The 25,974-nt window shown below is 37.8% G+C and carries 26 protein-coding genes and 2 pseudogenes; 4 read left to right on the top strand and 24 right to left on the bottom strand.

Features of this window, described 5'->3' with window-relative positions; translation table 11 throughout:
• Positions 1–89 precede the first annotated feature (89 nt).
• On the top strand, positions 90–1,445 hold the full coding sequence (locus BK574_RS27110; protein ID WP_142248006.1) for a tetratricopeptide repeat protein: 1,356 nt from the start codon (positions 90–92) through the stop codon (positions 1,443–1,445).
• A gap of 238 nt (positions 1,446–1,683) precedes the next feature.
• Complete coding sequence (locus BK574_RS20165) at positions 1,684–2,352, top strand: GntR family transcriptional regulator (protein WP_078429846.1); 669 nt, start codon at positions 1,684–1,686, stop codon at positions 2,350–2,352.
• Positions 2,353–2,411: 59 nt separating this feature from the next.
• On the opposite strand, the gene BK574_RS20160 is transcribed toward BK574_RS20165, so the two are convergent.
• From BK574_RS20160 to BK574_RS20095, 14 genes and pseudogenes are all read right to left on the bottom strand, one after another.
• Positions 2,412–3,329: an FAD synthetase family protein gene (locus BK574_RS20160; RefSeq protein ID WP_078429845.1), complete on the bottom strand. Its 918-nt coding sequence runs from the start codon at positions 3,327–3,329 to the stop codon at positions 2,412–2,414.
• Between the two features lie 38 nt (positions 3,330–3,367).
• Positions 3,368–4,630: a TRAP transporter large permease gene (locus BK574_RS20155; protein ID WP_078429844.1), complete on the bottom strand. Its 1,263-nt coding sequence runs from the start codon at positions 4,628–4,630 to the stop codon at positions 3,368–3,370.
• Entirely contained in the window at positions 4,623–5,132 is a 510-nt protein-coding gene (locus BK574_RS20150) for a TRAP transporter small permease (RefSeq protein WP_078429843.1), read from the bottom strand. Before BK574_RS20150 ends, BK574_RS20155 begins: the two co-directional genes overlap by 8 nt.
• Positions 5,133–5,202: 70 nt before the next feature.
• A complete protein-coding gene (locus tag BK574_RS20145; protein ID WP_078429842.1) occupies positions 5,203–6,261 on the bottom strand; it encodes a TRAP transporter substrate-binding protein in 1,059 nt (352 codons plus the stop codon).
• Positions 6,262–6,291: 30 nt separating this feature from the next.
• Positions 6,292–7,071: a carbon-nitrogen family hydrolase gene (locus tag BK574_RS20140; RefSeq protein WP_078429841.1), complete on the bottom strand. Its 780-nt coding sequence runs from the start codon at positions 7,069–7,071 to the stop codon at positions 6,292–6,294.
• Between the two features lie 48 nt (positions 7,072–7,119).
• Entirely contained in the window at positions 7,120–7,791 is a 672-nt protein-coding gene (locus tag BK574_RS20135) for a GntR family transcriptional regulator (RefSeq protein ID WP_142248005.1), read from the bottom strand.
• Between the two features lie 82 nt (positions 7,792–7,873).
• Positions 7,874–8,221 (bottom strand): cupin domain-containing protein, encoded by a 348-nt coding sequence (locus tag BK574_RS20130; RefSeq protein ID WP_078429839.1) that lies wholly within the window; start codon positions 8,219–8,221, stop codon positions 7,874–7,876.
• Between the two features lie 62 nt (positions 8,222–8,283).
• Entirely contained in the window at positions 8,284–8,631 is a 348-nt protein-coding gene (locus tag BK574_RS20125) for a cupin domain-containing protein (RefSeq protein ID WP_078429838.1), read from the bottom strand.
• A gap of 2 nt (positions 8,632–8,633) precedes the next feature.
• Positions 8,634–9,311, bottom strand: coding sequence for a DUF2848 family protein (locus tag BK574_RS20120; protein WP_078429837.1), 678 nt, complete (start codon positions 9,309–9,311; stop codon positions 8,634–8,636).
• A gap of 23 nt (positions 9,312–9,334) precedes the next feature.
• Positions 9,335–10,795 (bottom strand): 4-hydroxyphenylacetate 3-hydroxylase family protein, encoded by a 1,461-nt coding sequence (locus BK574_RS20115; protein ID WP_078429836.1) that lies wholly within the window; start codon positions 10,793–10,795, stop codon positions 9,335–9,337.
• 24 nt (positions 10,796–10,819) lie between these two features.
• The gene (locus BK574_RS20110) at positions 10,820–11,275 is read right to left on the bottom strand and encodes a PNPOx family protein (protein ID WP_078429835.1); all 456 of its coding nucleotides are present in this window, start codon (positions 11,273–11,275) and stop codon (positions 10,820–10,822) included.
• A gap of 142 nt (positions 11,276–11,417) precedes the next feature.
• A pseudogene (locus BK574_RS20105) lies at positions 11,418–11,988 on the bottom strand (UbiX family flavin prenyltransferase).
• Between the two features lie 81 nt (positions 11,989–12,069).
• On the bottom strand, positions 12,070–13,380 hold the full coding sequence (locus BK574_RS20100) for a TRAP transporter permease (RefSeq protein WP_078429834.1): 1,311 nt from the start codon (positions 13,378–13,380) through the stop codon (positions 12,070–12,072).
• A gap of 110 nt (positions 13,381–13,490) precedes the next feature.
• Entirely contained in the window at positions 13,491–14,561 is a 1,071-nt protein-coding gene (locus tag BK574_RS20095) for a TAXI family TRAP transporter solute-binding subunit (RefSeq protein ID WP_078429833.1), read from the bottom strand.
• Positions 14,562–15,165: 604 nt separating this feature from the next.
• Between BK574_RS20095 and BK574_RS20090 the strand changes: the two are divergent.
• Positions 15,166–16,261 (top strand): annotated as a pseudogene (locus BK574_RS20090) (IS3 family transposase).
• 142 nt (positions 16,262–16,403) lie between these two features.
• Here BK574_RS20090 and BK574_RS20085 read toward each other — a convergent pair.
• The 3 genes from BK574_RS20085 to BK574_RS20075 form a co-directional block, all read right to left on the bottom strand.
• On the bottom strand, positions 16,404–16,715 hold the full coding sequence (locus BK574_RS20085) for a nucleotidyltransferase family protein (RefSeq protein WP_238458057.1): 312 nt from the start codon (positions 16,713–16,715) through the stop codon (positions 16,404–16,406).
• Positions 16,715–16,981 carry an HI0074 family nucleotidyltransferase substrate-binding subunit gene (locus tag BK574_RS28515; protein ID WP_274379467.1) on the bottom strand — a complete coding sequence of 89 codons (267 nt, stop codon included), beginning with the start codon at positions 16,979–16,981 and terminating at the stop codon, positions 16,715–16,717. Before BK574_RS28515 ends, BK574_RS20085 begins: the two co-directional genes overlap by 1 nt.
• Positions 16,982–17,183: 202 nt before the next feature.
• Entirely contained in the window at positions 17,184–19,154 is a 1,971-nt protein-coding gene (locus tag BK574_RS20075; RefSeq protein WP_078429832.1) for an SEC-C metal-binding domain-containing protein, read from the bottom strand.
• Between the two features lie 367 nt (positions 19,155–19,521).
• Here BK574_RS20075 and BK574_RS27650 point away from each other — a divergent pair, with 367 nt between their 5' ends.
• Positions 19,522–19,767, top strand: coding sequence for a hypothetical protein (locus BK574_RS27650; RefSeq protein ID WP_078429831.1), 246 nt, complete (start codon positions 19,522–19,524; stop codon positions 19,765–19,767).
• Between the two features lie 469 nt (positions 19,768–20,236).
• Here the strand turns inward: BK574_RS27650 and BK574_RS20065 are convergent, their stop codons facing one another.
• The 7 genes from BK574_RS20065 to BK574_RS20035 all read right to left on the bottom strand — a co-directional run bounded on the left by BK574_RS20065 (position 20,237) and on the right by BK574_RS20035 (position 25,974).
• Positions 20,237–20,677, bottom strand: coding sequence for a hypothetical protein (locus BK574_RS20065; protein WP_078429830.1), 441 nt, complete (start codon positions 20,675–20,677; stop codon positions 20,237–20,239).
• Positions 20,678–21,426: 749 nt separating this feature from the next.
• Positions 21,427–21,741, bottom strand: a complete 315-nt coding sequence (locus BK574_RS20060) for a type II toxin-antitoxin system RelE/ParE family toxin (protein WP_218970601.1) — start codon at positions 21,739–21,741, stop codon at positions 21,427–21,429.
• Positions 21,728–21,994 (bottom strand): type II toxin-antitoxin system Phd/YefM family antitoxin, encoded by a 267-nt coding sequence (locus BK574_RS20055; protein WP_078429829.1) that lies wholly within the window; start codon positions 21,992–21,994, stop codon positions 21,728–21,730. Before BK574_RS20055 ends, BK574_RS20060 begins: the two co-directional genes overlap by 14 nt.
• A gap of 290 nt (positions 21,995–22,284) precedes the next feature.
• The gene (locus BK574_RS20050) at positions 22,285–22,737 is read right to left on the bottom strand and encodes a hypothetical protein (RefSeq protein ID WP_078429828.1); all 453 of its coding nucleotides are present in this window, start codon (positions 22,735–22,737) and stop codon (positions 22,285–22,287) included.
• A gap of 4 nt (positions 22,738–22,741) precedes the next feature.
• Positions 22,742–23,560, bottom strand: a complete 819-nt coding sequence (locus BK574_RS20045; protein WP_078429827.1) for a DUF3100 domain-containing protein — start codon at positions 23,558–23,560, stop codon at positions 22,742–22,744.
• A 19-nt stretch (positions 23,561–23,579) separates the two neighbouring features.
• Positions 23,580–24,515: an NAD(P)-dependent oxidoreductase gene (locus tag BK574_RS20040; RefSeq protein ID WP_274379436.1), complete on the bottom strand. Its 936-nt coding sequence runs from the start codon at positions 24,513–24,515 to the stop codon at positions 23,580–23,582.
• A 1-nt stretch (position 24,516) separates the two neighbouring features.
• Positions 24,517–25,974 carry an aldehyde dehydrogenase family protein gene (locus BK574_RS20035; protein ID WP_078429825.1) on the bottom strand — a complete coding sequence of 486 codons (1,458 nt, stop codon included), beginning with the start codon at positions 25,972–25,974 and terminating at the stop codon, positions 24,517–24,519.

The raw sequence follows: 25,974 nt of genomic DNA, 5'->3' as shown, positions 1-25,974 counted from the left end.
TATGATCTATTGTATAAAATTCCTAGATATGTAATAGTAACACTAAAGACTTCAAGACTATTATACTACTTATATGGAAGGTGTTATTTGTGTGGACAGCTATTTTTGCATTACTATTCCTACTCTCAATCGTCGCTATTGTCATTGGTTTAATTCGCCCCAGGTGGGTTATTCGTTGGGGGGACCAACAGCGGAAAACTAGAAAAAAAGTTTTAATAACATACAGTATTTCAGCAATAGTCCTCCTTTTCTTAGTAGGGTTTACCGCTCCAGAATTAACAGAAGAGCAAAAGCTAGAGCGATCATTTGAACTGCTAGCAAGTGCACAGACGCAAATGGAGGAGAATAAATATGAAAGGGCAGTCAGGAGCTTAGAACGAGCGCTCTCCTATAACCTGGAACTTAAAGAAGCAGAAGAACTCCTCTCAAATCTTCATACATTGATCGAAGAACAAGAACAATTACAACTTGCAGAAGAGGAATTTAAAAACCAATTAAAAGAAGTTGAGCGCTACATAAAAGATAAAAAATATGGAGAAGCTCTAACCGAACTAGAACTGATCTTAGAAAATCATCCTGAAGAGGAAAAAGTCATTTCGTTAATCGCTGAAGTTCACCAATATATCGAGAAAGAAAATAAACTTCAGGTAGAAAACGCACTGAAAGAGCTCGTCAAAGAAGCAGAAAGTAAAATAAAAAGCAAGAAGTATAATGAAGCTGAACAATTATTACAGACCGTACTAGAAGAAAATGACCAAATTGAAGAAGCGCATCAATTACTTGCCAAAATCGCTGACATCAAAGCTACAGAAGAGGCAAAAGAAGAAGAGGCAAAAAAAGCGGTGGAAGAAAAAAGAGCGAGAGAAGAAGAGCGAAAAGAAGAAAAAGAGAGACAAGCCCAACTCAAAAAAGAAAAAGAACAAGAAAAAGAAAAAGAACTAGAGAAAAAAAGAGCGGAAGAAAAGAAGGCACAAGAAAAAGCAGCAAGCCAAAAACAACAAGAACAAAAATCAGATGCGTCTGAAGTCAACGAGGAATACTATTCAGTAAAAAGCGATGACTATGATGGCAGAGAATATATATACAATGTACCTCCCGTCTATACAGAACTTGGACTGGTATTTTCCTACTTTAGTGTGAGCCAAACAAGTGGCTTCTTCCGAGGTGACCGTCATGTTGTCAGCTTCTATGTTTATAATGAAAGTAATTGGCCTCAAGAAATTACTAATGGAATGGTAGCGTTGAAAAAGCATAACGGAAATACGGTTTGGCCAGTTGGCGGGACTATCCAAAACGATACAGGCAATTATATCGGGTTAACACTGATGAGTGGCGATTGGGCTTATGTTGAAATTGAGTTCAGTATTCATGAAGAAACGTTACACGGATACTCACTTTACTTACCGCTAAATACAGGAACAATGATCCCTTTATTGTATTTTTAATTCTAACAATGCGAATCTGCCCCCCACTGCTTCTAGTAGGGGGCACTTATCCCGTTTCTCTATCTTTGACAAATTTCAGATAGTGACGGATTTTTAAGTGAAACAATATTTTTCGGGGAGTCACAGTGAATTGCGCCACATTGACATTACACCAAATAAAAAGTACCATTATAAGGAATATGTAAAAGTCATTACACAACTCTTAACTCTTTAGAGTTTTCTAAAAATAGGTGAGTATATGAGCGAATTTAATTTAAGACCCATTCATAAAGAAGAAACAACCAAAGAGAGAGTGTATAGGCAAATCAAAGAGGCTATTTTAAAGGGCGATATTACGGATAATCAGTTTTTTACTGAAACGCAGTTGGCTGATTCCCTAAATATTTCTCGGACTCCTGTACGGGAAGCACTACAAAATTTAATGAAAGAAAGTTTAATTGTATCAACGCCTCGAAAAGGTTTTAAAGTGAAAACCATCACGCCAAAAGAGCAGGAAGAAATATTACTGCTTCGAAAGTCGATTGAAACGAAAACCATCGAACAATTGGCAAGGCAAATTACGGAAGAACAATTAGCCTACTTTAAAGAACTAAGAGCCAAGCAAATCAAAGCAATGAAGGCCAATGATAATTTAACCTTCATTGAAATCGATCAAGAATTTCACTTATCCATCGTTCGCTTTATTGGCTATCAATTAATTGAAGAGATTTTACTTAACTTACATGAACTTACGCGATTAATAGGGTTGAAAGCGATTAAAAAATACGGAAGAATGGATGAGGTAATAGAAGAACATCGCAAAATTATTTCTGCATTAGAACAAGGCGAAGCCACATTAGCGGCTAATTTAATGTATGAGCATCTTACCGCCACTGGGGAATCTTTAGATGAGATTATTGCCGAATAGTGCCTTTTCCTTTTATCGTATCAAAGAGCATTTTAGTGCCATAGATGATTGTAAGCCTCCTATACACGCATACTTAAATGCTCTTCATAGACAAAATTGATATAGCGCTGCTTGATTTCAGTATCAACCGATACATTTACTCTTTGTAATAGATATACCTCTAAATAAGGTTTAGTGAAGTCCAAATCTCCTACAATATCCAACTCCATCATTTCCAAATCAGACTGGTCACTTTCATTTTCAACATTTGAAAATGATGCAATTCCCCAAAGGATTTCATTTGACTTCTTAATAATTGTCGTATAACTACCTGATTTCGGGAAGGCAAACCCTTGACTTACTTTGCATTTTAACGAATAGTGACTAATATTCATCAATCGATTTCTCTCATAAACTTCAACGGGCTCACATCTAATTTTGTGATTCCTTCCTAACATAAAATTTGCGTGTTCAATTCCGCCACTTTTTATCAAGCTCCTTATATTAGTGCTCGATATTTTTTCATGATTTGCATCAATCGATTCAATAATATCTACTGACAAAAAGCGCTTAGCCGTAATAAAATCTTCTGGATTTCCTTGTCCAAACCTTCCAAAATGAAAGTCAAATCCTACAGTTACCGCTAAGACCTTAAGGGGAATTAAGAAATCATGAATAAACATATCTTTTGTAATTTTTGCGAAAGCTTCATTGAATTCCACAACATAACAAACATCGACTCCTAGTTCTCCAAAAATTCTTAGTTTGTCTTCTAGTGGAGTAATGCTTGTGACACCCGTTTTACCCAAAACTTCTTTTGGATGCGGATAAAACGTCATAACCCCCGACTGAAGCTGATATTTCTTCGATTTTTCGATGGCCGTTTTTATGACCTTTTGGTGACCTTTGTGAATTCCATCAAAATTTCCGATCGCAATGGAAGACTCAACAAAATGAATAGGATTTTTGAATGGGTAAGAAAGGTATGTTACTTTCACGACTGCTCCCCTCCTTTGATTAAATAATAGATCCCATTTTAATTAATTAAAAACATTGAAATTTGCGGGAAATACGTGATAATTAGTAACACGATAAAAGATACAACTAAAAATGGAACTAACGCTTTTAATAGTTTTTCATATTTAACATCTGCTAGGGATGAAGTAATAAATAACACAGTACCAACTGGTGGAGTCATTAACCCTAGTGTTAAATTGATAACCATGATTAAACCGAAATGGATTGGATCTATGCCATATTGCAAGGCGATCGGTAACAAGATAGGAACTAAAAGAATAAGAGCCGCAAGCCCATCAATGAACATCCCTACAACGAGTAAAATAACGTTTACTAATAATAAAAATACAAGTGGACTTTCTGCAAAGCCTAAAATAGCACTAGCAATCATTTGTGGAACTTGTTCAAACGTAAGAACCCAACCGAAAATATTAGATGTTGCCACAAGAAACGTCACCGTTGCTGATGTTAATACAGTATTGATCAGTATTTTAGGGAGATCTTTAATCTTTAACTCTTTATAAATAAACATCCCAGATATTAAGGCAATTAATACAGCGAATGCAGCAGATTCTGTTGGTGTAAAAACGCCTGCAAGTATTCCCCAAATGACTAGAATTGGGATACTTAGCGCGGGAATGACCGACCCAAAGGTTTTCAGAATCGTCCCATAACCGGCCCGTTCTTCTTTTGGAAAATCTCTCTTGATGGAAATGAAATAAATAAGGATAGAAAACGCCAATGCAAACAAGAGACCTGGAATAATACCAGCGATGAATAAACTTCCTATCGATTGTCCTGCGACAACCCCATAAATAATAAATGGCATACTCGGCGGAATTAAAGGGCCAACAATCGATGAAGCGGCTGTTAAAGCTGAACTGAAATCCCTTGAATACCCTTTCTTCTCCATCTCAGGAACGATCGTTCGACTCATAATCGCTGTTTGCGCGTTTGCCGATCCAACAATCGATGCTAAAAACATGTTAGCCGCTACGTTGACATAGGCTAACCCTCCTCGAATGGAACCGATCGTTACAGAGGCAAAGTTGATTAAACGTTTCGTAATCCCACCTGAATTCATGAGTTCACCAACAAGTACGAACATAGGGATAGCTAACAACCCAAAATTTTGTACCCCGTTAAACATTCTTTGTGGAAGAGAATTTAAAATACCGACATTGCCTGTTGTCACGATATAGATAATGGAACTAATACCTAAAACAAATGCAATCGGCACACCTAAGAAAAGTAGTATAAAAAACAAAGCCGTGTTAAACATGAGTCTTCTCCCTTCCAGCTAGACCTTTATAAATATTATCGAGGCTAAAAATAATAATAAAAATCATCGAAACAGGAATGATCGAATAAGGAACCCATAAGGGAATAGCCATCGTTGAAGCCATCTGATTAAGAATATTTTTATCTGTAATCCAGAAATAGCTGAAGTAAAAGATTAATATACCAAATGCTAGAATATTGAATTGAATAAATAGCACTACGATATTTTTCGAAACTCCTTTGAGTTTATCTACAATAAAAGTAACGGATGCTAAAGTCGATCTCTTCACCCCTAAACTTCCACCTAAAAAAGTAATCATTCCAAATAAAAACAACGATAACTCATTAGCAAAGTATATGGGCGCTTTGAAAATATAACGAAAAACGACGGCAACAATTAAGTTTATTGTAAGAGCTATGATTCCGATTAAACTTAATCCCACAACGACCTTTTCTGTATAGTTACTCATATGGTTTAATATTTTTCCTAGAAAATTCATCATGTGCTAAACCCCTTATGTTTAATAATGGGAGAATAGCAGCTACCATACAGTAGCCGCAATTCGATCGTTCTTATTGACCTCTAATTTCTGCTGCTTTTTCAAGAAAAGCTGCTATATCAGAATTTTTACCTGCATAATTTTCATGAATGGCATCAACAAATGGTTGAAACGCCTCTCTGTCTAGCTCATATAAAGACATTCCTGGTTCATTCGTTAGCTTCTCTAAGTTTTCTGCTTCACTCGTTGCTAGGTATTCAACATTATGATTCATAGCTGCTGTGACAGCGCTGTTAATGACTTCTTGATCTTCTTCAGTCAACGTTTCCCACAACTCAGAATTAATTAGGATAGCTCCCTGCCAATAAATGTGGTTACTTGGCGTTAAGTGTTTACCTGTTTCATATAGTCTTTCTGGGATGATAGACTCGGAGTCAATGTCTACACCATCAATAACACCTTGTTGCAATGATGTATACACTTCTGTTAACGGCATAGGTGTTGGACTTACGTTTAAAGCGCGATAGTATTCAACCTTTGCAGGACTTGGTGTAATTCTTAAACTCTTTCGATCCAGATCATCTGGTAACTTGATGGCTTCGTCTCTCATTAAGTACCATCTAAACCCAGAAGATAAATATCCTAGCCCTTTAACGTTATAGCTCGAAAGACTATCAAATAAATTCATAGATTCTTCACTCATCCACAAATCATAGGCTTGTTCATGGGTATCGACGATAAATGGCATTAACCATGAGGCAAAGGATTCAGATACTTCACTTAATTGAGCAGTTGTAATGACCATCATATCGATATTCCCTTGATCTAACTGTTGTAGCATATCTGCTTCATTTCCTAACTGTCCACCAGGAAACAATTCGAGATTAAACTTTCCATCGGCTTGTTCTTGTAAGCTTTCTTCAAAGACTTCCAAAGATTGATTCCATGAATGTACAGGTTGTGTAATATTAGCAATCTTTAAATTAATCGTTTCTTCACTTGAACCTGTCCCAGTGTTTGCTGTTTCCGTGTTAGTCTCTGTTGTATTGGCGCTTTCACTGTTTCCACCACCACACGCCGCAAGAAGCATCGACACAATAATTACTGAAAGAAACCATAGTTTTTTAGCCATTTTAATATACCCCCTTTTGTATCTTCACTATCAACTTTCACAGAAAACACGATGTTTCAATTGTGGAAAATCATCTCTTACTTGCGTAATGACACTAGTATCAATTTCTGCTGTTAATATTGCCTCTTTTGTGGATGCCGAAGCTAATACGACACCCCAAGGATCAACGACCTTGCTATTGCCAGCAAGCTCTACCCCTTTTGTTTTCCCAACACAATTACAAGAAATTAAAAAGCACTGATTTTCTAAAGCTCTCACCTGATTAAACAAATTCCAATGCGCTAACCGTTGGTGCGGCCATGCTGAAGTAACGAGTAGAATTTCAGCCCCCATTTCAACTTGTTTGCGATATAATTCAGGAAATCTCAGATCATAGCAAGTGGTGAGGCCTACCTTCCCAAATTCCGTTTCAACGACAACGGGTTCCTCACCGCGAGTGAGGATCTCACCTTCTTTTGAGCCATAACGAAATAAATGAACTTTGCGATACGTCGCTAAGATCGAACCATCATTACCAAATAAAATACTCGTATTATAGTAACGGTCTTCCTTTTTTTCTATGAAACTACCAGCAAACAACAACACGTTTAATTCTTTCGCTTTTTCGGAAAAAGTTTGTATAAAAGAACCGCCTAATTCCTCTGCTTCTTCTTTATACTTGTCAAAAGTAAAATAACCTGTTGCCCAAACTTCTGGTAAAGTAATTAAATCATAATCTCGTAATTCATCTATCATAGACAAAACTCTGTCCATTCTCTGTTGTTTCGTCTCAGTGTCTTTAATTTCAAGTTGGACTGATGCAATTTTCATGGGTTATCTCCCTTCATTCGTTTCACTTGCTATGGAATTAATCGACAGTTAACGGGAATGATCCAACTGCAGCAAAATTTCATTGGTGTTTTGCAAATGTTGAATCATTTCTTGATATGCCAAATTTGGATCTCTCTTCTTTAAACTGAGAATAATGTTTTCATGCTCCTTAAGTACATCGTAAAATCTTCCTTGTTTTTGAACCGCTCTTAAACCTATTAACTGGGACAAGTTTAGAAGATTTTGAAGGATCTCTTCGATGATTGTCATTCCTGAAAACCTAACCAAGTTTAAATGAAAATGTTGATCTAACTCAATAAAGCGAACACTATTATTGTTTTGAATGGCAAGCTGTTGCTCTTTATTGATACTTTTAAGCAAGTCTATTTCATGATCTTTGATGTTCGGTGCTACCTTTTTAACGACTTCTGCTTCCATAGCAGCCCTTAAGAGAAAGATTTGCTTCTGTTCATCAACAGTAATCTCCCGTACTTCAAAGCCTTTACGGGGAATACTAACAATTAGACGTTCTTTAACCAAATCTTGTAATGCTGCTCTTACTGGAGTTCTAGAAGTATTTAAAGATGCAGCCAATTGCACCTCAGTAAAGCTATCTTGGATATCAATTTTACCATTGAGTATGGCATATTTTACTTGATTGTATATTTTGTCTTTCGTCGTATCTTCTTTCTCTATTGGTTTCAAATTAAATCCTGTCACTCCTATCCTCCCCACACCTAATCTAGACAAGCAGCTTGTAATAGATTAGTATTCGTTTCTCCAATCCATACTAAACGTTTCGTTACTTCGCGTAATATCGAACTTCATATATTTTACATCCATTTGGTGCTTTCCATGGGCCATGTCTCATTCCTGGTGGTCTGCAAGCTACCATCCCACTTGTAAACTCTTCATCGAGTTCCAAGTCAATAATGGACCCTTCGATAATGTAAAGTTCTTCCCAAAAATCGTGAATTTGCACACCATTTGGTGACGTATCTGTCCCTGGTTCAAATTCTAAAATTCTTGTTGCTACTTCTGAGCCTGGAATTTTCGCGATGATTCTTTGTGATAATCCTTTTACTGGCTCAATCGGTTGTGACTCAAATTTTTTATAGTCCAAAAATTCCAATTCTGGTTTTGCTGCCATTTTAACTGCTCCTTTTTAGTTCCTTAAAATTTTCTTCTGTCTAGCTATCGTTACATTGATTACTATTTTGAGTAATAACGAACTTCAAATATTTTACATCCATTTGGTGCTTTCCACGGTCCATGTCTCATCCCTGGTGGTCTGCAAGCTACCATCCCACTTGTAAACTCTTCATCGAGTTCCAAGTCAATAATGGACCCTTCGATAATGTAAAGTTCTTCCCAAAAATCGTGAATTTGCACACCATTTGGTGACGTATCTGTCCCTGGTTCAAATTCTAAAATTCTTGTTGCTACACTGGTGCCTGGCACCTGCGCTATGATTCTCTCAGACAATCCCTTTACATTCGTAAATGGCTTTAACTCAAACGTTTTATAATCTAAAAATTCCAATTCTGGTTTGACTGCCATCGTTATACCTCCTCAGCATCTTTCAAGTATTCAACTTCATAAGCAAGTGTGAGTTCACGATTTTTTATAGGATCGTATAGACGAGCTTTAAACTTTCTACTTGACACAAACTCTCCATCGACGATTGGAAGCGTTCCACAAAAGATGACGATTTCCGAGCTAAAATAACCACGTTCTTGAATGATTTCTAATAATTGTTTCGGTTCCATAAATTCTGATAATTTACCTTGCTGATAGAGTTGCTCTTTTCCATTCACCTCGACCCAGCTTTCTAGCACCAGTTCATCCCAATAAGGTTCAATCGTTTCTAAAGGCCATAATTGATCGGTTATTGGTTTAGCCGTTACTTGCTTCGATTTTTGAACGGATACAGCCTCTAGAGAACGATCGGTATGATCACTACCTAAACCGACATACCATTTCCCATTAATGTCACATAACACGACTTCTGCTTCACCGCTTCCGCCATTGCCTACTTCTGTTAGAACGGAGTTTGTTTGCAATAAATGATTAGAAACTTCATATAACATTGGTACTCTTTTAGGGGGCTCAACACCTAACTGTTCTTTTAATTCGTCGATATGTTTTTTTAACGATTCTTGATCCTTCGATGTATATCCCGCAATGACTACTTTTTGCGGGGTCCACTCAATTAACTGATCCTCAACTTTAAACTGCATCGTACCACTCCATTCTCTCTATTCTATTTATTAAGTTCTGCAACTGGTAAGCCATAGCTTTGTAAGCAATTATCTACTAACGCTTCCGCTTCGTTAAAGCCATAGTTTCTGTAGGCATAGCCTTTTACTACAAATGGTGCACCACCATAGAATAATTCATATTGTAAATGTCTTCCGCCAAATTCTGTTCCGATAATATCCCAAGCTAGTTTATATAATTTTACTTTTTCAACCGCATCTACAGATGAAGAACGAATGTATTTCTCAACGTCTCCTTTTGTTTCATCATTTACTAATTCATGGAAGGATGACGGTACTTGTAATACGCCTCCACCCACTAATTCTCTGACAATTTGAATCACCTTTGGATACAGCGTATTTTGTTGTCCCATCGCTCCATATAAGTAACGTGGATGTGGCCTTGCCACTCCATTTTTATCAATCTCACAATTGTATTCAGCTGCAAGAAGTAAGCCTTCCGTAGTTGCTACTAATGTGGCCAATTCACCTAATTTTTCTTGGACCGGTGGGAGTTTAGCAACTCCATTCATCTCGGTAATTTTCTTAGCCAACCCAATAATGAATTTTAGCTTCGTCATTAAACGAGTTTGAGCTTGTGTATTTCCCAAAACATGAGCTGGACTTTCAAAAAACTGAGAACGTGCTAGGTCAATATCTTTATAGACAAATACTTGATCCCAAGGAATAAAGACATCATCAAACACTAATAAAGCATCACTTTCATCATATTGCGTAGACAAAGGATAATCGTAAGTACTAGATTTGCCCATTGCATAACTTGGTCTAGTATAAAACTTTAACCCTGGCGCATTACAAGGGACGGCAAATGATACAGCATAGTCCTCATCACCAGGTCGAAGTGGTGTGATACAGCTGATAAACATATAATCTGCTACTGCTGCGGCCGTTCCTAGCATTTGCGAGCCCCGAATAACAATGCCGTCTTCTCTTTCCTCATAGACTCCCATTGCTAAGAATTTTTCATCTAACTCATGACTCGATTTACTTCGGTCAATTTGCGGTGGGATGATAGCATAAGATAAGTACAAGTCATTATCTCTTACGTATTTATAAAAATTATCAACGTTTTCACGGTAGTTTCTTTCTTCTTTTTCAAAAATTTCTCCCCAGCTTGAAAATCCTGCAAGGAAGCTTGCTACATGGTCTGGGCTTCTACCAACCATGCCATAAGTCGTTTCCGCCCATTTTGTAATGGCTTCACGACGAATGGCTAAGTCTTCTCTTGAACGAGGGATCATGAAAATCTTATTAGCAGTCGTCCCGTCCTCAGTTATATATGTCATGTCATTATTTTCGTCATTAGAAAAATCGTATAGCTTAGCCAACGTTTCACTGATTCCTTTGAATGCTGGATGTGTCGTAACATCATCTACTTTTTCTCCATTCATATAAACACAACGATTATCTCTTAACGCCTCTAAGTACTGTTTTCCAGTTCTCATCATTTACCCCCTAGTAATAAATATTTATAAGCTTTTAATCGCTTCACTTACCTCTGTATCCAGCTTTATGACTAGCTTTTCATCATAGGTTTTAACAAATGCTGGCTTTTGGACAATTTTTGCACCGTAGAATGTAGTATTACGAACATCTGCCACTTCAACTTCGATTAACGCTAGTTTTAAAGAAAGGCCTTCTGTTTTTGCAACCTTTAACTTCGGTTTACCATAGATTGAATAAGCAGCTTCCCCACTTACAAGGCTAAGAACCATTTCTGTTTCAGCTTCTGCTAATCTAGCTAGTACCGACTTATGATCAATTGCAAACCTAATCGTTTGATCATCAATTGCATAAACCCAAGATACGGCTGACGAAATGATCGTATCCTCCTCTTTATCATAGGCTTGAACATTCACTAGTGATTTTCCATTTAAATCTTCCATTATTTCAGAATGAAGACGCTCTGCTACTCCTTTTTTCATGTTTCTACCCCCTGGTATTATGGATACTGTATACACTAAACATAATACATTATTCAGTATTATGTGTCAATATAGATAATTCTATCTTTATAGAATTATCTGTCATATTTTCTTACAAACTTCTTCGCTATTCTTTTTACGTCTACGATTCTTTTTGTCCGCCCCATCTTTTGAGCCAAGTAGGTTCAAATCCAAACTGATCTAGAACCCGTCCAATCGTATGATTAACGAGATCATCAATCGTCTCTGGTTTCGTGTAAAAGGCAGGTACTGGTGGAAAAATCATCGCACCAGCTAAAATAGCCGTTTCCATATTTCTCACATGAATTAAATTCAATGGAGCTTCCCTTGTTAATAAAATGAGCTTTTTCTGCTCTTTTAACATGACGTCGGCTGTACGTGAAATTAATTCTGAGGCTAACCCTGAAGCGATTCCCCCTAACGTTTTCATGCTACAAGGCGCAATCACCATTCCATCGACACGAAACGAGCCCGATGATACGGCTGCTGCTTGATTATTTACGGTATGATAGACCGTCGCTAGCTCTTTTACTTGTTGAAATGAGTAGTCCGTTTCCATCGCAATCGTCTTTTTTCCCCAGTCACTAACAATTAAATGCGTTTGCTTCTAACTCTTTGAGAGCTTCCAACATTCTGATCCCATAAATAGCTCCAGACCCCCCGGTAATAGCTACTACAATTTTTTTAGTCATGATGGTTGCCCTTCCTTTTCTAAATAAATTTTGTTGAGCTTGTTCGTGTCATAAGTAATATTTTCATCGAAGGGAATATTTTCAAATGACCGCAAGTAAACTAATGCCTAATGACAAGCTAACAATTAAACTACTCAACTTTAAACCTAATCCAGAATGGGTGATCACCCCAACAACGATTCCTGCGACGGCACATGGAATTGACACTTGGATTGCTTGTTTTGCAACGCTGATTAAGGCATCTAAAACAGCCGTCGGTCCCATTCTTGTCGACTTACGGAAATAACTCACGGCAACAACTGCAACTATCGCCCAAAACGCTGATAGCTGTAGTGTTTTCCCACTAAAAATCAAGAATAGTAGAAGAACAAGAGGAAGCAGAAGATGTAATTTATTCACAATGCTTTCTTTTTTAGCATCCAGTTCCTTGTTTGCCGTTATTCCAAGCTTTTTCGCTTGTAAATCTACCATGACATACAAACCTGCGTAATAAAGAATAGCTGGAATTAATGCAGCTAACGCAATTTGCGTGTAAGGGATCCCAAGCGTATCAGCCATGATAAAGGCTGCAGCTCCCATAATCGGTGGAAGAAGCTGTCCACCCGTTGAAGCCAATGCTTCAATAGATGCAGAGAATTTTGGGGAGTATCCTCCTTTTTTCATTAAAGGGATCGTAAATACTCCCGTACTAGCGACGTTGGCGACAGCACTACCACTGATCGTACCCATTCCACCACTCGCAAAGATAGCAGCTTTAGAGGAGCCACCTCTCAATCGATTCGTTGCTTTTAGAGAAAGATCGATAAACAGCTTTCCTCCCCCTGACAACTCTAAAAAGGCTGCAAAAAGAACAAAATAAAAGACATAATCAGTGGCGACCCCAATCGGTACCCCTAAAACACCTTCAACTGAGAAATACATCGTTTCTATCATTCGTTTTAAGCTTAAGCCTGAATGTTGCAGCATGCCTGGAAAATAAGGTCCTGCAAAAGCATAGATAAGGAAAAACGCTGCTAGTAACGTCATTGCTTTCCCAACGGTTCGACGAGAAGCCTCTAGTACCATCAAGACGATGACAATACAGACCGTGTAATCAATCATCGTGAGTTCACTTACAAAGGCAATTCTCGATTGAATTCTCTCTGCTTCCTTATAAACATAAGCCCCGCTAAATAGAGCAAAAAAGACGAGAAGATAATCAAAATAACGAACAAATAGTATTCTAGAATTTTCACCTCTTCGCACTAATGCAAATGTTAATGCTAATGCAAAGGAAACGTGAATCGCACGTTGCACCTGTGCTGATAGAGGATCAACACCAGCTTGGTATAATTGAAACAGCGACCAAAACACAGCAATAATTGAAGCAAAGCCAAGATATTTTTTCAGCACGTTTCCCTCTCCTTGTTAATAATTTTGTACTTTAAAAAAGGTGTTAGGAAAAAAGAAGTCATCCAAAAATATGATTCTTAATTTCCTAACACCCATTACTAGAAAGACTATTATTCTAGCAAACCTGCTTCTTCATAATAACGCTGTGCTCCAGGATGCAATGGAACTCCAATCACCTCTTCGTTCCCTGCCTGGCTCGGATCGAAGTCTGCTACTGAACTATGTCCATTCACTAGAGCTTCTTTATTTTCAATGATCGCTTTTGTAATCGCATAGGCAATTTCCTCGTCCAAATCTTTATGAGTAACATATCCAGCTAGCATTCCAGCTGTATTGACATCATAATCTTGTCCATTAAACTCGTCCGCTGGGAAAACCGAGTTAGAAAAGCCATACTCGCCAAGGTAATTTAAGATTTCATCCTCCATAGCCATGACTGTAAGGTCTGTGGATAAAGCCATTTCTGTAATAACAGGATGTCCCTTTGACATCGCTAAAATATGCAAATCAGCTTGCCCATTTTGGAAAGCAGATTTGATAACATCATTAGAAGTAAGCTCAACATTCCCTCCAAAGCTCTCAACCATGTCATAATCTAATCCGTACGCTTCTAAAGTTAGTCGAGTGCTGTACTCAGCTAACGTTCCAACTGGATTTGTAATGACTCGAACTGGTATTTCTTGCTCTTTAATATCTGAAATAGACTCAATGTTGTTACTTTCTAAAAAGTCAGCGCGAGCAATAATCCCAATAAAATAATCATTTAGACCCCCAGCAATCCCACGAAGGTCTTCGTATTTCTCCTCATATGCAACCGTTCCATCCATAGCCCATTTCGAGGTCACATTAAAAAGTACGGCAAAATCAGCCTCTCCTTGATCAAGAATTTGTACATTCCCCGTACCACCTGCAAGAGGTAACACCTCAACATTCATTGCGGGCGAACTCCCTTTTAATACTTCGCTTAAAGCCACACTAAATTGATACCAAGAGGTTTGCGTATTATTCGATGCTACCTTTAATTCAATTGGCCCCGGCGACTGAGCAGGAGCCTCTGTAGATGAACTTGTGTCACCTTCTGACTGAGAAGTATTTGAACTATTACACCCAACGATAACGAGCATCATTACTATCGCAAACATCTTTAACGCCAATGAAACAAAAGAACTATTCTTTTTCATAATTCAACCTCCTTAAAAGTTATTACAATAACACCAACAAAAACGAACAGTGGTATTTGCCCCCCTTATTAAATTATTCTGTATTATGTATACATTATCCATTAATTTATCATAATTTTTTAATCAAATAAGTTTGTTAAAAAATCTGTCATTAGGTTTGAGTATTGGGATTTTTTGGGGTATTAAGCACAAAAAATCACCTTTTCCCGAATCAAAAAGGAGGCTGACTTCTACGTGTCAGCCCCGTCAAGGGATTACTATCTCTTTTTTAGGGACATTATTTACATGATGTCCGCCAAAATCACCATCAACTAAATTCACATTCTGGTCGACAAATTTCGGATAGTCACAGTGACGGATTCCCAGGGACAAATCCTCGACACTAGATGTGGATATCTATACATTAATACCATAATCCTTTCGACCCCTGTGTGTAACTCGTAAAAGGTGGATAACCCTCTGTATAAATAGAAGGTTATCTGGATAGGCTACACTTAGTTGGACAATAAAAATAAGGGCTAGTAGAATAACATATAACGAGTGAGGAGCGAATCTACTATGTCCAAAAAAAAGAAGAACGTTTACCACAGAATTCAAGAAGCAAGTGGTTGCTTTATATGAAGGTGGAAAAAGTCGTCAAGATATTGTCCGTGAATATGAATTAACTCCGTCTGCTTTAGACAGGTGGATTACTCAGTTTCAACAGTCTAGTTCCTTCAAAGAGAAAGACAATCGAAGTCCAGAGGAACAAGAATTGATTGAGTTAAGAAAAAGAAATAAACAGCTAGAAATGGAAGTCGACATTTTAAAGCAAGCCGCGCTGATCATGGGGCGAAAATAGAAGTCATTGAGAAAAATCGGCACTTCTATTCGGTATCAGCAATGTGCAAAGTCCTACAAATAGCTCGAAGCACCTTTTATTATGAAACAGAAGTAGCTGCTCAAAAAGAAAAGGAAAAGGCTACAGAAGAACAAGAATTAAAAGAAAAAATACTAAAAATCTTTAATGAAAACCGTAAAGTATATGGAACTCGTAAAATAAAACGAGAGCTTTTAAAAGCGGGTCACAAGGTTTCCAGACGTCGCATAGGAAGGTTGATGAAAGAGCTCGGAATCCAATCGAAGTATGCACAACCTTCCTACAAACCAATGAGCTCTCAGCCAAATGAAGAATCCGTTCGAAACATATTAGATCAGGAATTCCAAGTGAATGAAGAAATGTCCGTACTGGTTAGTGATTTAACGTACGTCAAAGTAGGACATTATTGGAGCTACGTCTGTTTTTTAATTGATTTATATAATAGAGAAATAGTTGGTTATAGCGTTGGAAAACGCAAAGACGCAGCTTTAGTTCAACGCGCCTTCGCAACCATTAATCGGCCATTAGAGAATGTAAAACTCTTTCATACAGATCGCGGATCTGAGTTTAAAACGTAGCTATTGATGAATTATTAAGTGAAAATGAGATTGAACGTTCATTGAGCGATAAAGGAAACCCTTATGATAATGCGGTGGCAGAAGCGACATTTAAGATATTAAAAACAGAACTAATTAATGAAGAGCATTTCCATTCCCTTAACCACCTCGAACTTGAACTTTTTGATTATATCAATTGGTACAATAATATCCGTTCGCACAGTGCACTTGGGTATTTAAGTCCAGTAAGATATCGAAACTTAGCCCTTAAAAAAGTTGTTTGATTTAGTGTTGACATACCATACATCTAGAGATTAGAGATTAATCCCTTTTATTCTTCTTCCAATTGATTATACCTTTCCCTTCCTTAATCAAAAAAGAGCCTGCCCTCACTTTATCAATGATAGAACAAGCCCTATTATTCTCTTACGAATTTCGTCGGTAAAATTCAATTCCTACAGTATCTATATGTTCCTTAAGTTTTTGATTGTTTAAGGCTGAGTAGTGTAGAATATCAAAAAAATAAGGAAGTGGGTATACTTCATTCAGCAATTCACTTAATTCATCTATCGTTCTATCCGTTATTTCTTGTCCTAATAATGCTATATCAACATCTGATCCACTTTTGTAGTTACCTAAAGCGCGGCTTCCAAAAATTTTAGCTTGGTCGATTTCAGTAAATTTACATAATCCTTTAATGATATAATTAATGTCCCTTTCTAACAATCCAAACATCATTATCGTTCCTCTGACAGTTTTTCGTACATTTTCTTAAAGACAGGTAAGAATTTCTCAGTGATTTCACTGACAAACTTTCTGGCTAATTCTTCATCATAAGTATGAGTAGTTAAATTACGTTTGGCTAGGGCATCCATCCATACATGCCCTTCTTCAATTAAGCCAATTTGAAAGGCCTGTTTAATTGTTTCTATAGGACTTTTCACGAGAAATCCTTCTGCCTCAAGGTAATCCTTCAACACTTTCCATGCTAGTTCAAAAGTAATTTCAAAAAATTAGATAATACCAGCTCTCTCTAAGTCTGTTTTAAGCTCCTATTGAGAAAACTTATTTAATAGTGTATAGGTTTTTTCGAAGTTCTCAAATCTTTGTTTCCAGCGTATTTCTTTTAATGGTTCCATTCAGGACATTCCTCCCCTGATAAACATAATCCTATATTGCTTATTCTCCACCATTAATTATTCCCTTTCATTTACGAGTTAACCATTCAATGATCTCCTCAGCCTCATGCCATAGGTGTAAATGTTGATCTGCATAAATGATTGCCTCATTCTCATCACCTAGACTATAGGCATTAGGAATAGCGGCAGGTAACCGTTTCTTCATAGATAAATAGTCGATCACATAGGGGTTACTTTCTTTTGCCCTATTTAGTAATTGCTTTGCTCTTTTGGTCGGACCATTTTGTAAATACTCGATCAACGCACGATTATAAGTAGCACTCGCCGATAACGTATCTTTATATTCTTCGAGTAAGCCTTTCGCTTCTTCATACATTTTCTCTTCTACATATGTAACAAATAACTCAAAACGAACACCTTGATTATCATTTGGATTTAGTTCGAGTAATTCTTTGAAATGTTTAATCGCTTTTTCCCCACGACCAGTATCTAGTAAATAGCAAGCATAATTCAACTTTATTCGCATATATGGACGAGTTTCAACTAGACCCCAAAAGTGTCCTTTATTTTCATTGAAATACGCTTTTCCTAACTCTTTCTCCCCAGCTTTCATTCCCTCGAAAAAGAGTTCTTCTGGATCATCTTCATACATAGCTAAAATATTGTACGCATCAGGACTATTTGGATATAACTTCAACGTCTGCTCTGCAAGCCTTTTTCGCTTCATTCCCTTTGCTTCATAGGCTTCGTATATTAAGTCTTGTGCTTTATCTTTGTTGGAGAGATTGCTATTAGGTCGGGTGCTGCCACCGTCCAAATATTCCGTTAAAAATGCGTTCACTTCTTCTATCGAATCCAAGTCCTTATCCTGTATTAGTTGAGTGACTTTAGCCATCTCACGTTCTAATGACATTTTGGAACTTAAGAAATCATCTTCAAAGATCCCCCCTTGCTCGAACATCTCGTCTTCATCAACTAGATCTTCTCTATCAAAATCGAGAAGATTTTGTTGTAATTCCATAATATCTTCCCAAAGTACATTCTCTAATTCTTTATACTTTGTCGAAACACTGCTGCTAGAAATCTTAAATTCCTCTGCTAACTCGGTTTGTGTGAGCATATTTCCAAACGGCACTAACTTATCTAGTAAATAAATCATCCCCACTACATACAGAACTGGTTTTTGAATTCTTGGATTTTTTCTGTCACAAAACTTTTTCCATAAAACAAGTCCAAGACTAACCATTTCTTCTTGCCAATAATCCAATATCTCTTCTTCTAATTGTTTTGCCACTTCTAACTGAGCAGGTGTATTCCATTCAAGCTCTTCTGCACCAAATTCAACTTCTCCAAAAATAAAAAGACTAATCAATTCTAAGTAATGGTTCGCTACAAATTCAGTTGCTTCCATGCCGCTTTCTTTATATAAGTTCAGGATTTTTACAGACATTTTTTCTGTTCTTTCAGGTGGTAAATCCATTCCATGGATAAAGAACCTCCTCGTATTGCCTTCAGGTAAGATAATACTTAACATGAGTCCGCCAATACGGAAGTCACTTTCTTCGTCTGGTGCTTTTACCGTCATGGTCTCACTAGTAAAAAAATCTTTTAAACGAATATAATTATTTTGGTCATTATCAACAATAATCGAGATTGAAGGTTTGGCCTTTGTCCATGATCGAACAATTTCCTTTGTTTTTTGCCTTTTATGTTTATACAAATTACGTTCGATGTACTCTACTAAAATCGTTTTTCCATTTGCAATTTCCACTGAAGTAATAACCCACAATAGGGAGAAGAAGTGAAAGATATCCATTGCTTCATCAGGCAAATCAAACTTGTCATAGCTTTCTTCAATATACTCTCCTATGACAGCTTCATAATTACTCATAGCATAATGTATTATGTCTTCCTGAACTGCTTCTATTTCTTTATCTAGTAAATGACCAACCGAGACAACATTGTTTCCACCACAACATTTTTTGTATTTTTTCCCACTACCACAAGGACACACATCATTCCTACTAATCTTTATCATCCGATCCCATCCTCGTAAACTTTTTATTCATATATAAAATGTAACATACTTTAAGAATCTATTAAATTTAGTGTTACCAACAATATCTAAAAAAATACCCCAGTGAGTGACTGACCCTAGCACTCAGCACTTGTCTTCTCAATAGGTTAATACTAAGTGTTATAATAAGGAAAATATTCATGGAAGAGGTGTGTTTAAAACATGAAAACGGCAAAGGAACGCTTACTAAAAATAATCGATCAAATCCCTGAAAATGAAGTAGTAAAAAATCTTTGACTTTGCAGAATATTTAAAAGCGAAGAAGGAGAATATTCTTTCCGAGGACTTAACTAAGGCAAGTGAAAGTAGTCTTGACTTTTGGGATAAGATGTCGATCCAAGATATTCCTGCCAGCCTTCACTTTCTCTCTTATTTTAAAACGGAACGGACCTATGAAGATGTGACCGCACGGGCGAACCAGCTCAAGCTAAAAATTTATACGATCCATCGCTTTTTATTAGATGATCTTTCTGAACAAGAACAAGGCGGCACTTGCCTCGTCATCGGCTTTGCTCCCTTAAGGGATCAAGATATCAAAGAAGCTGTCTCGCGGTTAGCAGCGTGTGTCGGATAGAGGGGAAGCAAGGGGGCGGTTCTCTTGCTCCTTTTGCCCCGTTAGTACATAGATAACAATGTGATGTCTAACAACTTGAATATTGTTAATTCTTTCATATCCTACTTTGCTAAAATATTCATTATTTTTCAGAATACATAGATTGTTTAGTGGAGGACAGACCCCTGCACCCCACTTCAAGCCACTGCGAAGTACAACAATATCGAGGCAGCTCTAAAGGATGGATATGACCCTGGACCCAAACCGCATTGTGTTCCAGAAATGGGTGTTCACTTAGTAAAAGGATCACTAGTTGATGATATTCTAAACCCTTTAGAACCAGAAATACTTGTCTATGAACCAAAGAAGAATGGCGAGCCAAAAGGTATTTCCTTTCCCATGATGAATAGCGGGAGAGATTTTTAATGATGAAGAAGTCTGGTCCCGCTATTTTTTATATTTAATTTTTCGCGGCGTCACAGTGATTTTCTTACTTTCCCCTTAATTCCTTTAGGTTTACCCGTAACACCAACTTCTTTTCACTTAATTGGAAAGTTTCATCCGAAATGATTCCGTAGAATTTTAAGTACTTTAAATAATATTGAATGTTCTTTGCCGTACTATTATCAATCAAAGGGAATCTGTTTTCGGCTTCAACTTCATCCAACCTTTTTACAACTTCAATATTAAACAACTTTAATTGTTCTTCTTGTAAGCATTTGAGTACATACTCATTAATATCATCCTTACGAACTTGATACATCCTCGTCCCATGCTTCTTTCCACCAAATAAACCCTTTTTTGCTCCCGCAAGTATCTTTTTATAATGCGATTTTTCATTTAAATTTGTAATTCTTAACATATTTAGGACCATTCGATTTGCATCAGGTACAGTCATATAACCAGATTCAAGATGATATTTTTGGGACATGACATAAACCTCCCACCATATATGCTTTTAATTACTTTTATGGAGATTGGTGGTTCATTATTCCTATGTTACCATGTCTTCATACAATTTAAATCAAGTATTAAATTGTTTAAGCCCTGAAATGCTTATTAACAATAGAATGAGTTAGTACTTTTGGCTTGAGACAGCAATTCTCTTTATTAATTCTATGATTTTTGTATTGGATCATCCCCATTCCCCTATCATTCATTCCGTTAAACATATTGTTGTGAAACGAGATTTTTCGGGGCGTCACAGTGTCGGAATCTGAACATAGCCGAACTCGAAATCGAACGTTTCAGCTTTTCATAAGCTGGACCCCCCAGCTTTAAGTCTTTAAGAAGTATTGTACTTAGACGGTTTAATCCTGGATATTTGGACCCTCTGGATATTCATTGCTTCGCTCATTTTCTCAGCCTCCTTTTAATCAATCGTTTAATTAACAGCAAAAAAGCCCGAGACTTGGTCTTCGAGCGTAGTTAAAACAGCTTTAAAAGCAGCCTTTTTTCACTTTATATTCAACATCAATTTCAACCATTAATACAAAATTATAAATGCTTTATTCCTTGTTTTCATAAGGTTTTCCACTCATTTCTCTAGCAGTACGAATAGCTTCAAACCTGCTTAGATACGCCCCTTACGATTTTTGCGAATTATTACATGAAACCTGGTGCGGTTGTCGATTCAAAAATTTTTGTAAGATGTGATCCCCCGAGGGGTGCTGTACTAAATTAGGTTTTGGTACTTTTGTTTACCGTACAGTACACCATGATAACAACTTCTTTTTCAGCTTCTCTGACTTGATGAAAAACAATGTAATTATCAACGATTAACTTTCGATAACCTTTGTCTTTTAATATTTCATTTCTTACAAAACTACAGGAAAACGGGAAATCCCTGAGCCTCATGATATTTGTTTCAATATTATCTAAAAGGTTATCAGCTGCAACTTCATTGTGAAGGTCATTAACTATATAATCATAAATCTCATCAAGATCTTCATATGATATTGGTGTAAGTTTAATTTTGTATTTATCTTCTACCATGCTTTTTCTTTAGATCTTTAAAAACTTCTTCCCCATCTAATAGTTCTTCCCCGTTTTTAATTTGTGCCTCTGCTTCAGCTAACTTTTGATATAATTCCAATTTCCCTAAAGACTTTTCGTATGTTTCCATACTCATAACAACTAAATCTCCATAACCATTCTTCGTAATAAAAAGTGGTTCCTTGATTTTATGACACAATTCAGAGATTTCTGTTGTATTTCTTAAATCCTTTATTGGACGAATTTCAGGCATAATCCCATCTCCTCATATCATTATTATGCCTTAATTATACCATTATTACGTCTTAATTATAGCATTATTATGAACCACAAGTAGTGGATTTTTTAAAACTTTCTTTAATATATTGTCATGGCTCTTTTTAAGGAACGCAGATCTTTCATGGTTGGGTGTAAATAAGTGAAATTTACTTTTTCTGCTTCCTTAGAAACACGGATCGTTAATGTGAATTGCCCGTCGCACCAAAAAAAGAGCAGACTCATAGTCTACTCTTCTTGATCCATTTCTAGGTGATACGGTTACACTTAAATAATTCCCTGGATCCTCAAGACTATTTCAGCGATGAGTGCGGACCCGATGAACGTTCCTAACATAACGCACATAGCAACAACTACAACTCTCCATCCGAGTTTGACGAAGTCTGTCCATGAGCGCCCAATAGCGATCCCAGCATAAGCTAAAATCGGTGTCGCTAAGGCTAATAAGTTGACACTACTTGTCCACTCGATCACTTTCTCAGATCCTGGCATCCATGGCATCGAAACGAGAACACCAACAATGGCAACATAAGCCACACTAGGGATATTTCCAGGTATTAGCTTTTGGATAATTAAACCAGCAAGGCAGATGAGAACAAGAACAATCATCCCAGGGATTGCAGTCATTGGCAATACATCATAACCTACCCAGTTTCCAAGTAGGGCAACAACGCCAAATATAGTAAGCAATAACGTCCACTCTTGAATATTTTTCAGCATAGTATTACGCCCCCTTCCCTGATTGAATATCTTCTTTTGCCTGCTTCCTTTTCGTCAATACGTTATATAACTTTTCTGTGAGAGGAAGTCCAATAAAGATACTCATATAAAGACCAGTGGAAAGTGATAATAGGTTACTAGCACCGGCAAATGCAACAATATCCGCTTCCATGCCAGGGAATGCCGCAACGAGCGATCCACTCGCAGCTGCCATCATACTTCCACTACCAATACCCGATGCCATCGCAAAGGATAACGGATGAAGAGGGGTAAGCGTGGCTAAAAATCCAGAAATCAGTCCCATAAATACAGCACCAAATACGGTACCGAAAATATAAATCGACATGACCCCGCGGCCTTCAGGTGAGTCAAAACCAAACTTATCCATAATCAGACCAACGTTGGGTTCACGGGCAACCGAGTGGGTCATCCCAATACTTTCTCTCTTTAGCCCTAAGAAAACCGCAATTGGTAATGCTAAAAAGATCGTCCCTAAATTTCCAAATTCCTGCAATAATAACGCGGGACCTGCCGCAATAATTTGAGGTAATGCTGGACCAATAATAACCCCAATTTTCGCGATTAATAGTGTGACCCCCAAGACGATTAACGGTTCTGCATTCTTCGATTGTTTTTCTTTAACGATTGGCGTGAAGTATAAAGCAAGACCGATAATAATAGCATAAAGCATAGGTAATAATAAAATGACTCCAGGTCCAACCGAAAACTGGTGAGTTCCAATAAGCTCTGTTAATAACACAATACCAAGAACGATCGCATGTAACCGCCAGTCTTTCCAAAGATTTTTCCTTTCTTTCGACATATCCATTCCTCCTCAATTATTATTTTGACACAATGGTGGCGTTGGCCAATTCTTCTAACACTTGACTAACAGCCGACGTATCTAACGCTCCTTTCCCGTTATTTTTTGCAATGGTGTAAAAGTGATCAATCATCGCACTGAAAAAGGTTGGGATCTTTTCTTGTGTAGCTAGATCCAAATATAATTTTATGTCCTTAGACATGTGCTGCAACATAAACTTTACATTTTCATGGTCCCCATCGATTAAATTAGGGCCAAATACAGACATCACCTTTGTTTGCGCAGAGCCTTTTTGAAGCATGCTTGCGATTTTTTCAGCTGGGACACCTGCTTTCACCCCAGTTAACAGCGACTCGCTAAGCAAAGTGACAATGCCTGCTACCACGATATTGTTACACAGCTTGATGACCTGACCAGATCCTGACTCCCCGATGTACTCAATCTCTTTCCCAATCACTCGAAGCACCGGTGAGATTTGTTCAAATTGAACGGCATCACCACCAACAACGATCGTTAGTTCCCCTCGTTCTGCTCCATCGGGACCCCCACTTAATGGACAATCAAAAAAGGAAATTCCTTTTTGTTTCGCTTGCTCAAAAATCTGTCGTGTAACTTCCACGTCTGTCGTACTAACATCTAGAATAGAGGTACCCTTCCTCATTGAGTAAAGGGCACCATTTTCTCCTACAATCGTTTCTTCGACTAGCTGAGTCGTTGGTAATGAAGTAATCAAATAGTGAACTTGGCTATATACGTGTTCTTTTTCAAAGGTCGTTTGCGCTCCAAGCTCTGCCACCGAATGCAGTGCTTGTTCATTCACGTCATACGCATAAACTTCATAACCACCCTTAACGAGGTTTTTAATAATTCCTCTTCCCATCGCTCCACAGCCAATGACACCGACTTTTACTGGTTCCATTTCAATCGCCTCTATTTTTTCAGTAAAATTTTTCACCTTAATAATTTGGGTTGATATAAACCGTTTTGTGATCTGTCCAGAAATCTAGCGCCGTGCTTCCTTGCTCTCTCGGGCCAATACTAGATGTTTTCTTGCCACCAAACGGGTACTGATTTTCAAAATAATTCGATGGAACATTAACATGGGTCACACCTGATTCAATATTGCGGACAAAGTGGAAGGCTTTTTCTAAATCCTTCGTGTAGATCGATGACGACAAGCCAAATTCCGTATTATTGGCGACTCGGATGGCTTCCTCATACGAGTCGACCTCCATGACCGCAATCACGGGTCCGAAGATTTCTTCTTTCGCTATCGTCATGTCTTCTGTAATATTGCTAAATACCGTCGGTGCAACGAAATAGCCTTTATCTAATCCATTCTCAGTCAACCGTTTGCCACCAAACTCGAGTTTCCCGCCTTCGTCAATCGCTGTTTTCACATAATGTAAATACACATTGAGCTGTGACTCATCAATGACGGGACCATTGTCTACCCCTTCAGCAAATCCATCGCCGATTTTGAGTTCTTTCGCCTTTTCGACGAGTTTTTCCGTTAATGGTTTGGCAATCGATCTTAAAACAATTAATCGACTTGTACCTGTGCAGCGTTGTCCATTATCTAAAAAACCACTAACAACCAAACTCGCTGCTACTTTATCGAGATCGGCATCCTCTAGCACAATCGAAGGATTTTTCCCGCCCATTTCTGCTTGCATTTTTCCACCACGAGCTGTGACAGCTTTACCGAGAGCAATCCCAACATCCGAAGAACCTGTAAAAGAGACCGCCTTAAGAGTTGGGTTTTCTCCAAACGCTTTTCCCACTACAGAACCAGACCCCGTGACCATATTGAGGACTCCTTTTGGTACCCCAGACTTTTCAAATAACTCAATGATTTTAATGCTAATTAACGACGTGTTACTTGCTGGTTTAAACACCACTGTATTTCCAGCGACAATCGCGGGAGCAATTTTCCAAATCCCAATCCCCAGCGGGAAATTATAGGGCGCAATCAACCCGACAACTCCTAGTGGCTCACGCACAGTATAGCCGAAGATATCTGGGTCATAGGAAGGAATCGTTTCGCCCGTTAATCGAGTCGCTTCACCGCTAAATTGCTTCATCGCTTGAATCGTTTTTTCTACTTCTCCCAACGCTTCCCGTAGTGACTTACCAACTTCCTTCGTAATAATTTCAGCAAGGGTTTCTCTTTCCTGCTCCAACTCTTGAATTAAGCGGAATAACACATCGCCTCGGGTAGGAACCGCTGTTTTTGCCCAAGCTGGAAAGGCTTCACTCGCCGCTGCAACCGCTTGATCTACATCGTCAACCGTTGAGCTTTGAAAATAACCCAATACTTCTTCTGTATTTGCTGGATTAATACTCGCATACGTTTTCCCTGATTTTGAATTGACCCATTCACCGTTAATGTAATTCTGATAAGTCGCAGTCAT

The sequence above is a fragment of the Alkalihalobacterium alkalinitrilicum genome, from assembly GCF_002019605.1.
GTDB lineage: Bacteria > Bacillota > Bacilli > Bacillales > Bacillaceae_F > Alkalihalobacterium > Alkalihalobacterium alkalinitrilicum.
The sequence above is the reverse complement of the archived record's forward strand: the minus strand, read 5'-3'. Positions and strand labels throughout refer to the sequence as shown.

Coding starts and splice junctions, on each gene's coding strand:
- BK574_RS20165 (WP_078429846.1), top strand. CDS start 1,684: ATGAGCGAATTTAATTTAAGACCCATTCATAAAGAAGAAACAACCAAA.
- BK574_RS20155 (WP_078429844.1), bottom strand. CDS start 4,630: ATGTTTAACACGGCTTTGTTTTTTATACTACTTTTCTTAGGTGTGCCG.
- BK574_RS20150 (WP_078429843.1), bottom strand. CDS start 5,132: ATGATGAATTTTCTAGGAAAAATATTAAACCATATGAGTAACTATACA.
- BK574_RS20145 (WP_078429842.1), bottom strand. CDS start 6,261: ATGGCTAAAAAACTATGGTTTCTTTCAGTAATTATTGTGTCGATGCTT.
- BK574_RS20140 (WP_078429841.1), bottom strand. CDS start 7,071: ATGAAAATTGCATCAGTCCAACTTGAAATTAAAGACACTGAGACGAAA.
- BK574_RS20130 (WP_078429839.1), bottom strand. CDS start 8,221: ATGGCAGCAAAACCAGAATTGGAATTTTTGGACTATAAAAAATTTGAG.
- BK574_RS20125 (WP_078429838.1), bottom strand. CDS start 8,631: ATGGCAGTCAAACCAGAATTGGAATTTTTAGATTATAAAACGTTTGAG.
- BK574_RS20120 (WP_078429837.1), bottom strand. CDS start 9,311: ATGCAGTTTAAAGTTGAGGATCAGTTAATTGAGTGGACCCCGCAAAAA.
- BK574_RS20115 (WP_078429836.1), bottom strand. CDS start 10,795: ATGAGAACTGGAAAACAGTACTTAGAGGCGTTAAGAGATAATCGTTGT.
- BK574_RS20110 (WP_078429835.1), bottom strand. CDS start 11,275: ATGAAAAAAGGAGTAGCAGAGCGTCTTCATTCTGAAATAATGGAAGAT.
- BK574_RS20095 (WP_078429833.1), bottom strand. CDS start 14,561: ATGAAAAAGAATAGTTCTTTTGTTTCATTGGCGTTAAAGATGTTTGCG.
- BK574_RS20085 (WP_238458057.1), bottom strand. CDS start 16,715: ATGATGTTTGGATTGTTAGAAAGGGACATTAATTATATCATTAAAGGA.
- BK574_RS20075 (WP_078429832.1), bottom strand. CDS start 19,154: ATGATAAAGATTAGTAGGAATGATGTGTGTCCTTGTGGTAGTGGGAAA.
- BK574_RS27650 (WP_078429831.1), top strand. CDS start 19,522: ATGTCGATCCAAGATATTCCTGCCAGCCTTCACTTTCTCTCTTATTTT.
- BK574_RS20065 (WP_078429830.1), bottom strand. CDS start 20,677: ATGTCCCAAAAATATCATCTTGAATCTGGTTATATGACTGTACCTGAT.
- BK574_RS20060 (WP_218970601.1), bottom strand. CDS start 21,741: ATGGTAGAAGATAAATACAAAATTAAACTTACACCAATATCATATGAA.
- BK574_RS20055 (WP_078429829.1), bottom strand. CDS start 21,994: ATGCCTGAAATTCGTCCAATAAAGGATTTAAGAAATACAACAGAAATC.
- BK574_RS20050 (WP_078429828.1), bottom strand. CDS start 22,737: ATGCTGAAAAATATTCAAGAGTGGACGTTATTGCTTACTATATTTGGC.
- BK574_RS20045 (WP_078429827.1), bottom strand. CDS start 23,560: ATGTCGAAAGAAAGGAAAAATCTTTGGAAAGACTGGCGGTTACATGCG.
- BK574_RS20035 (WP_078429825.1), bottom strand. CDS start 25,974: ATGACTGCGACTTATCAGAATTACATTAACGGTGAATGGGTCAATTCA.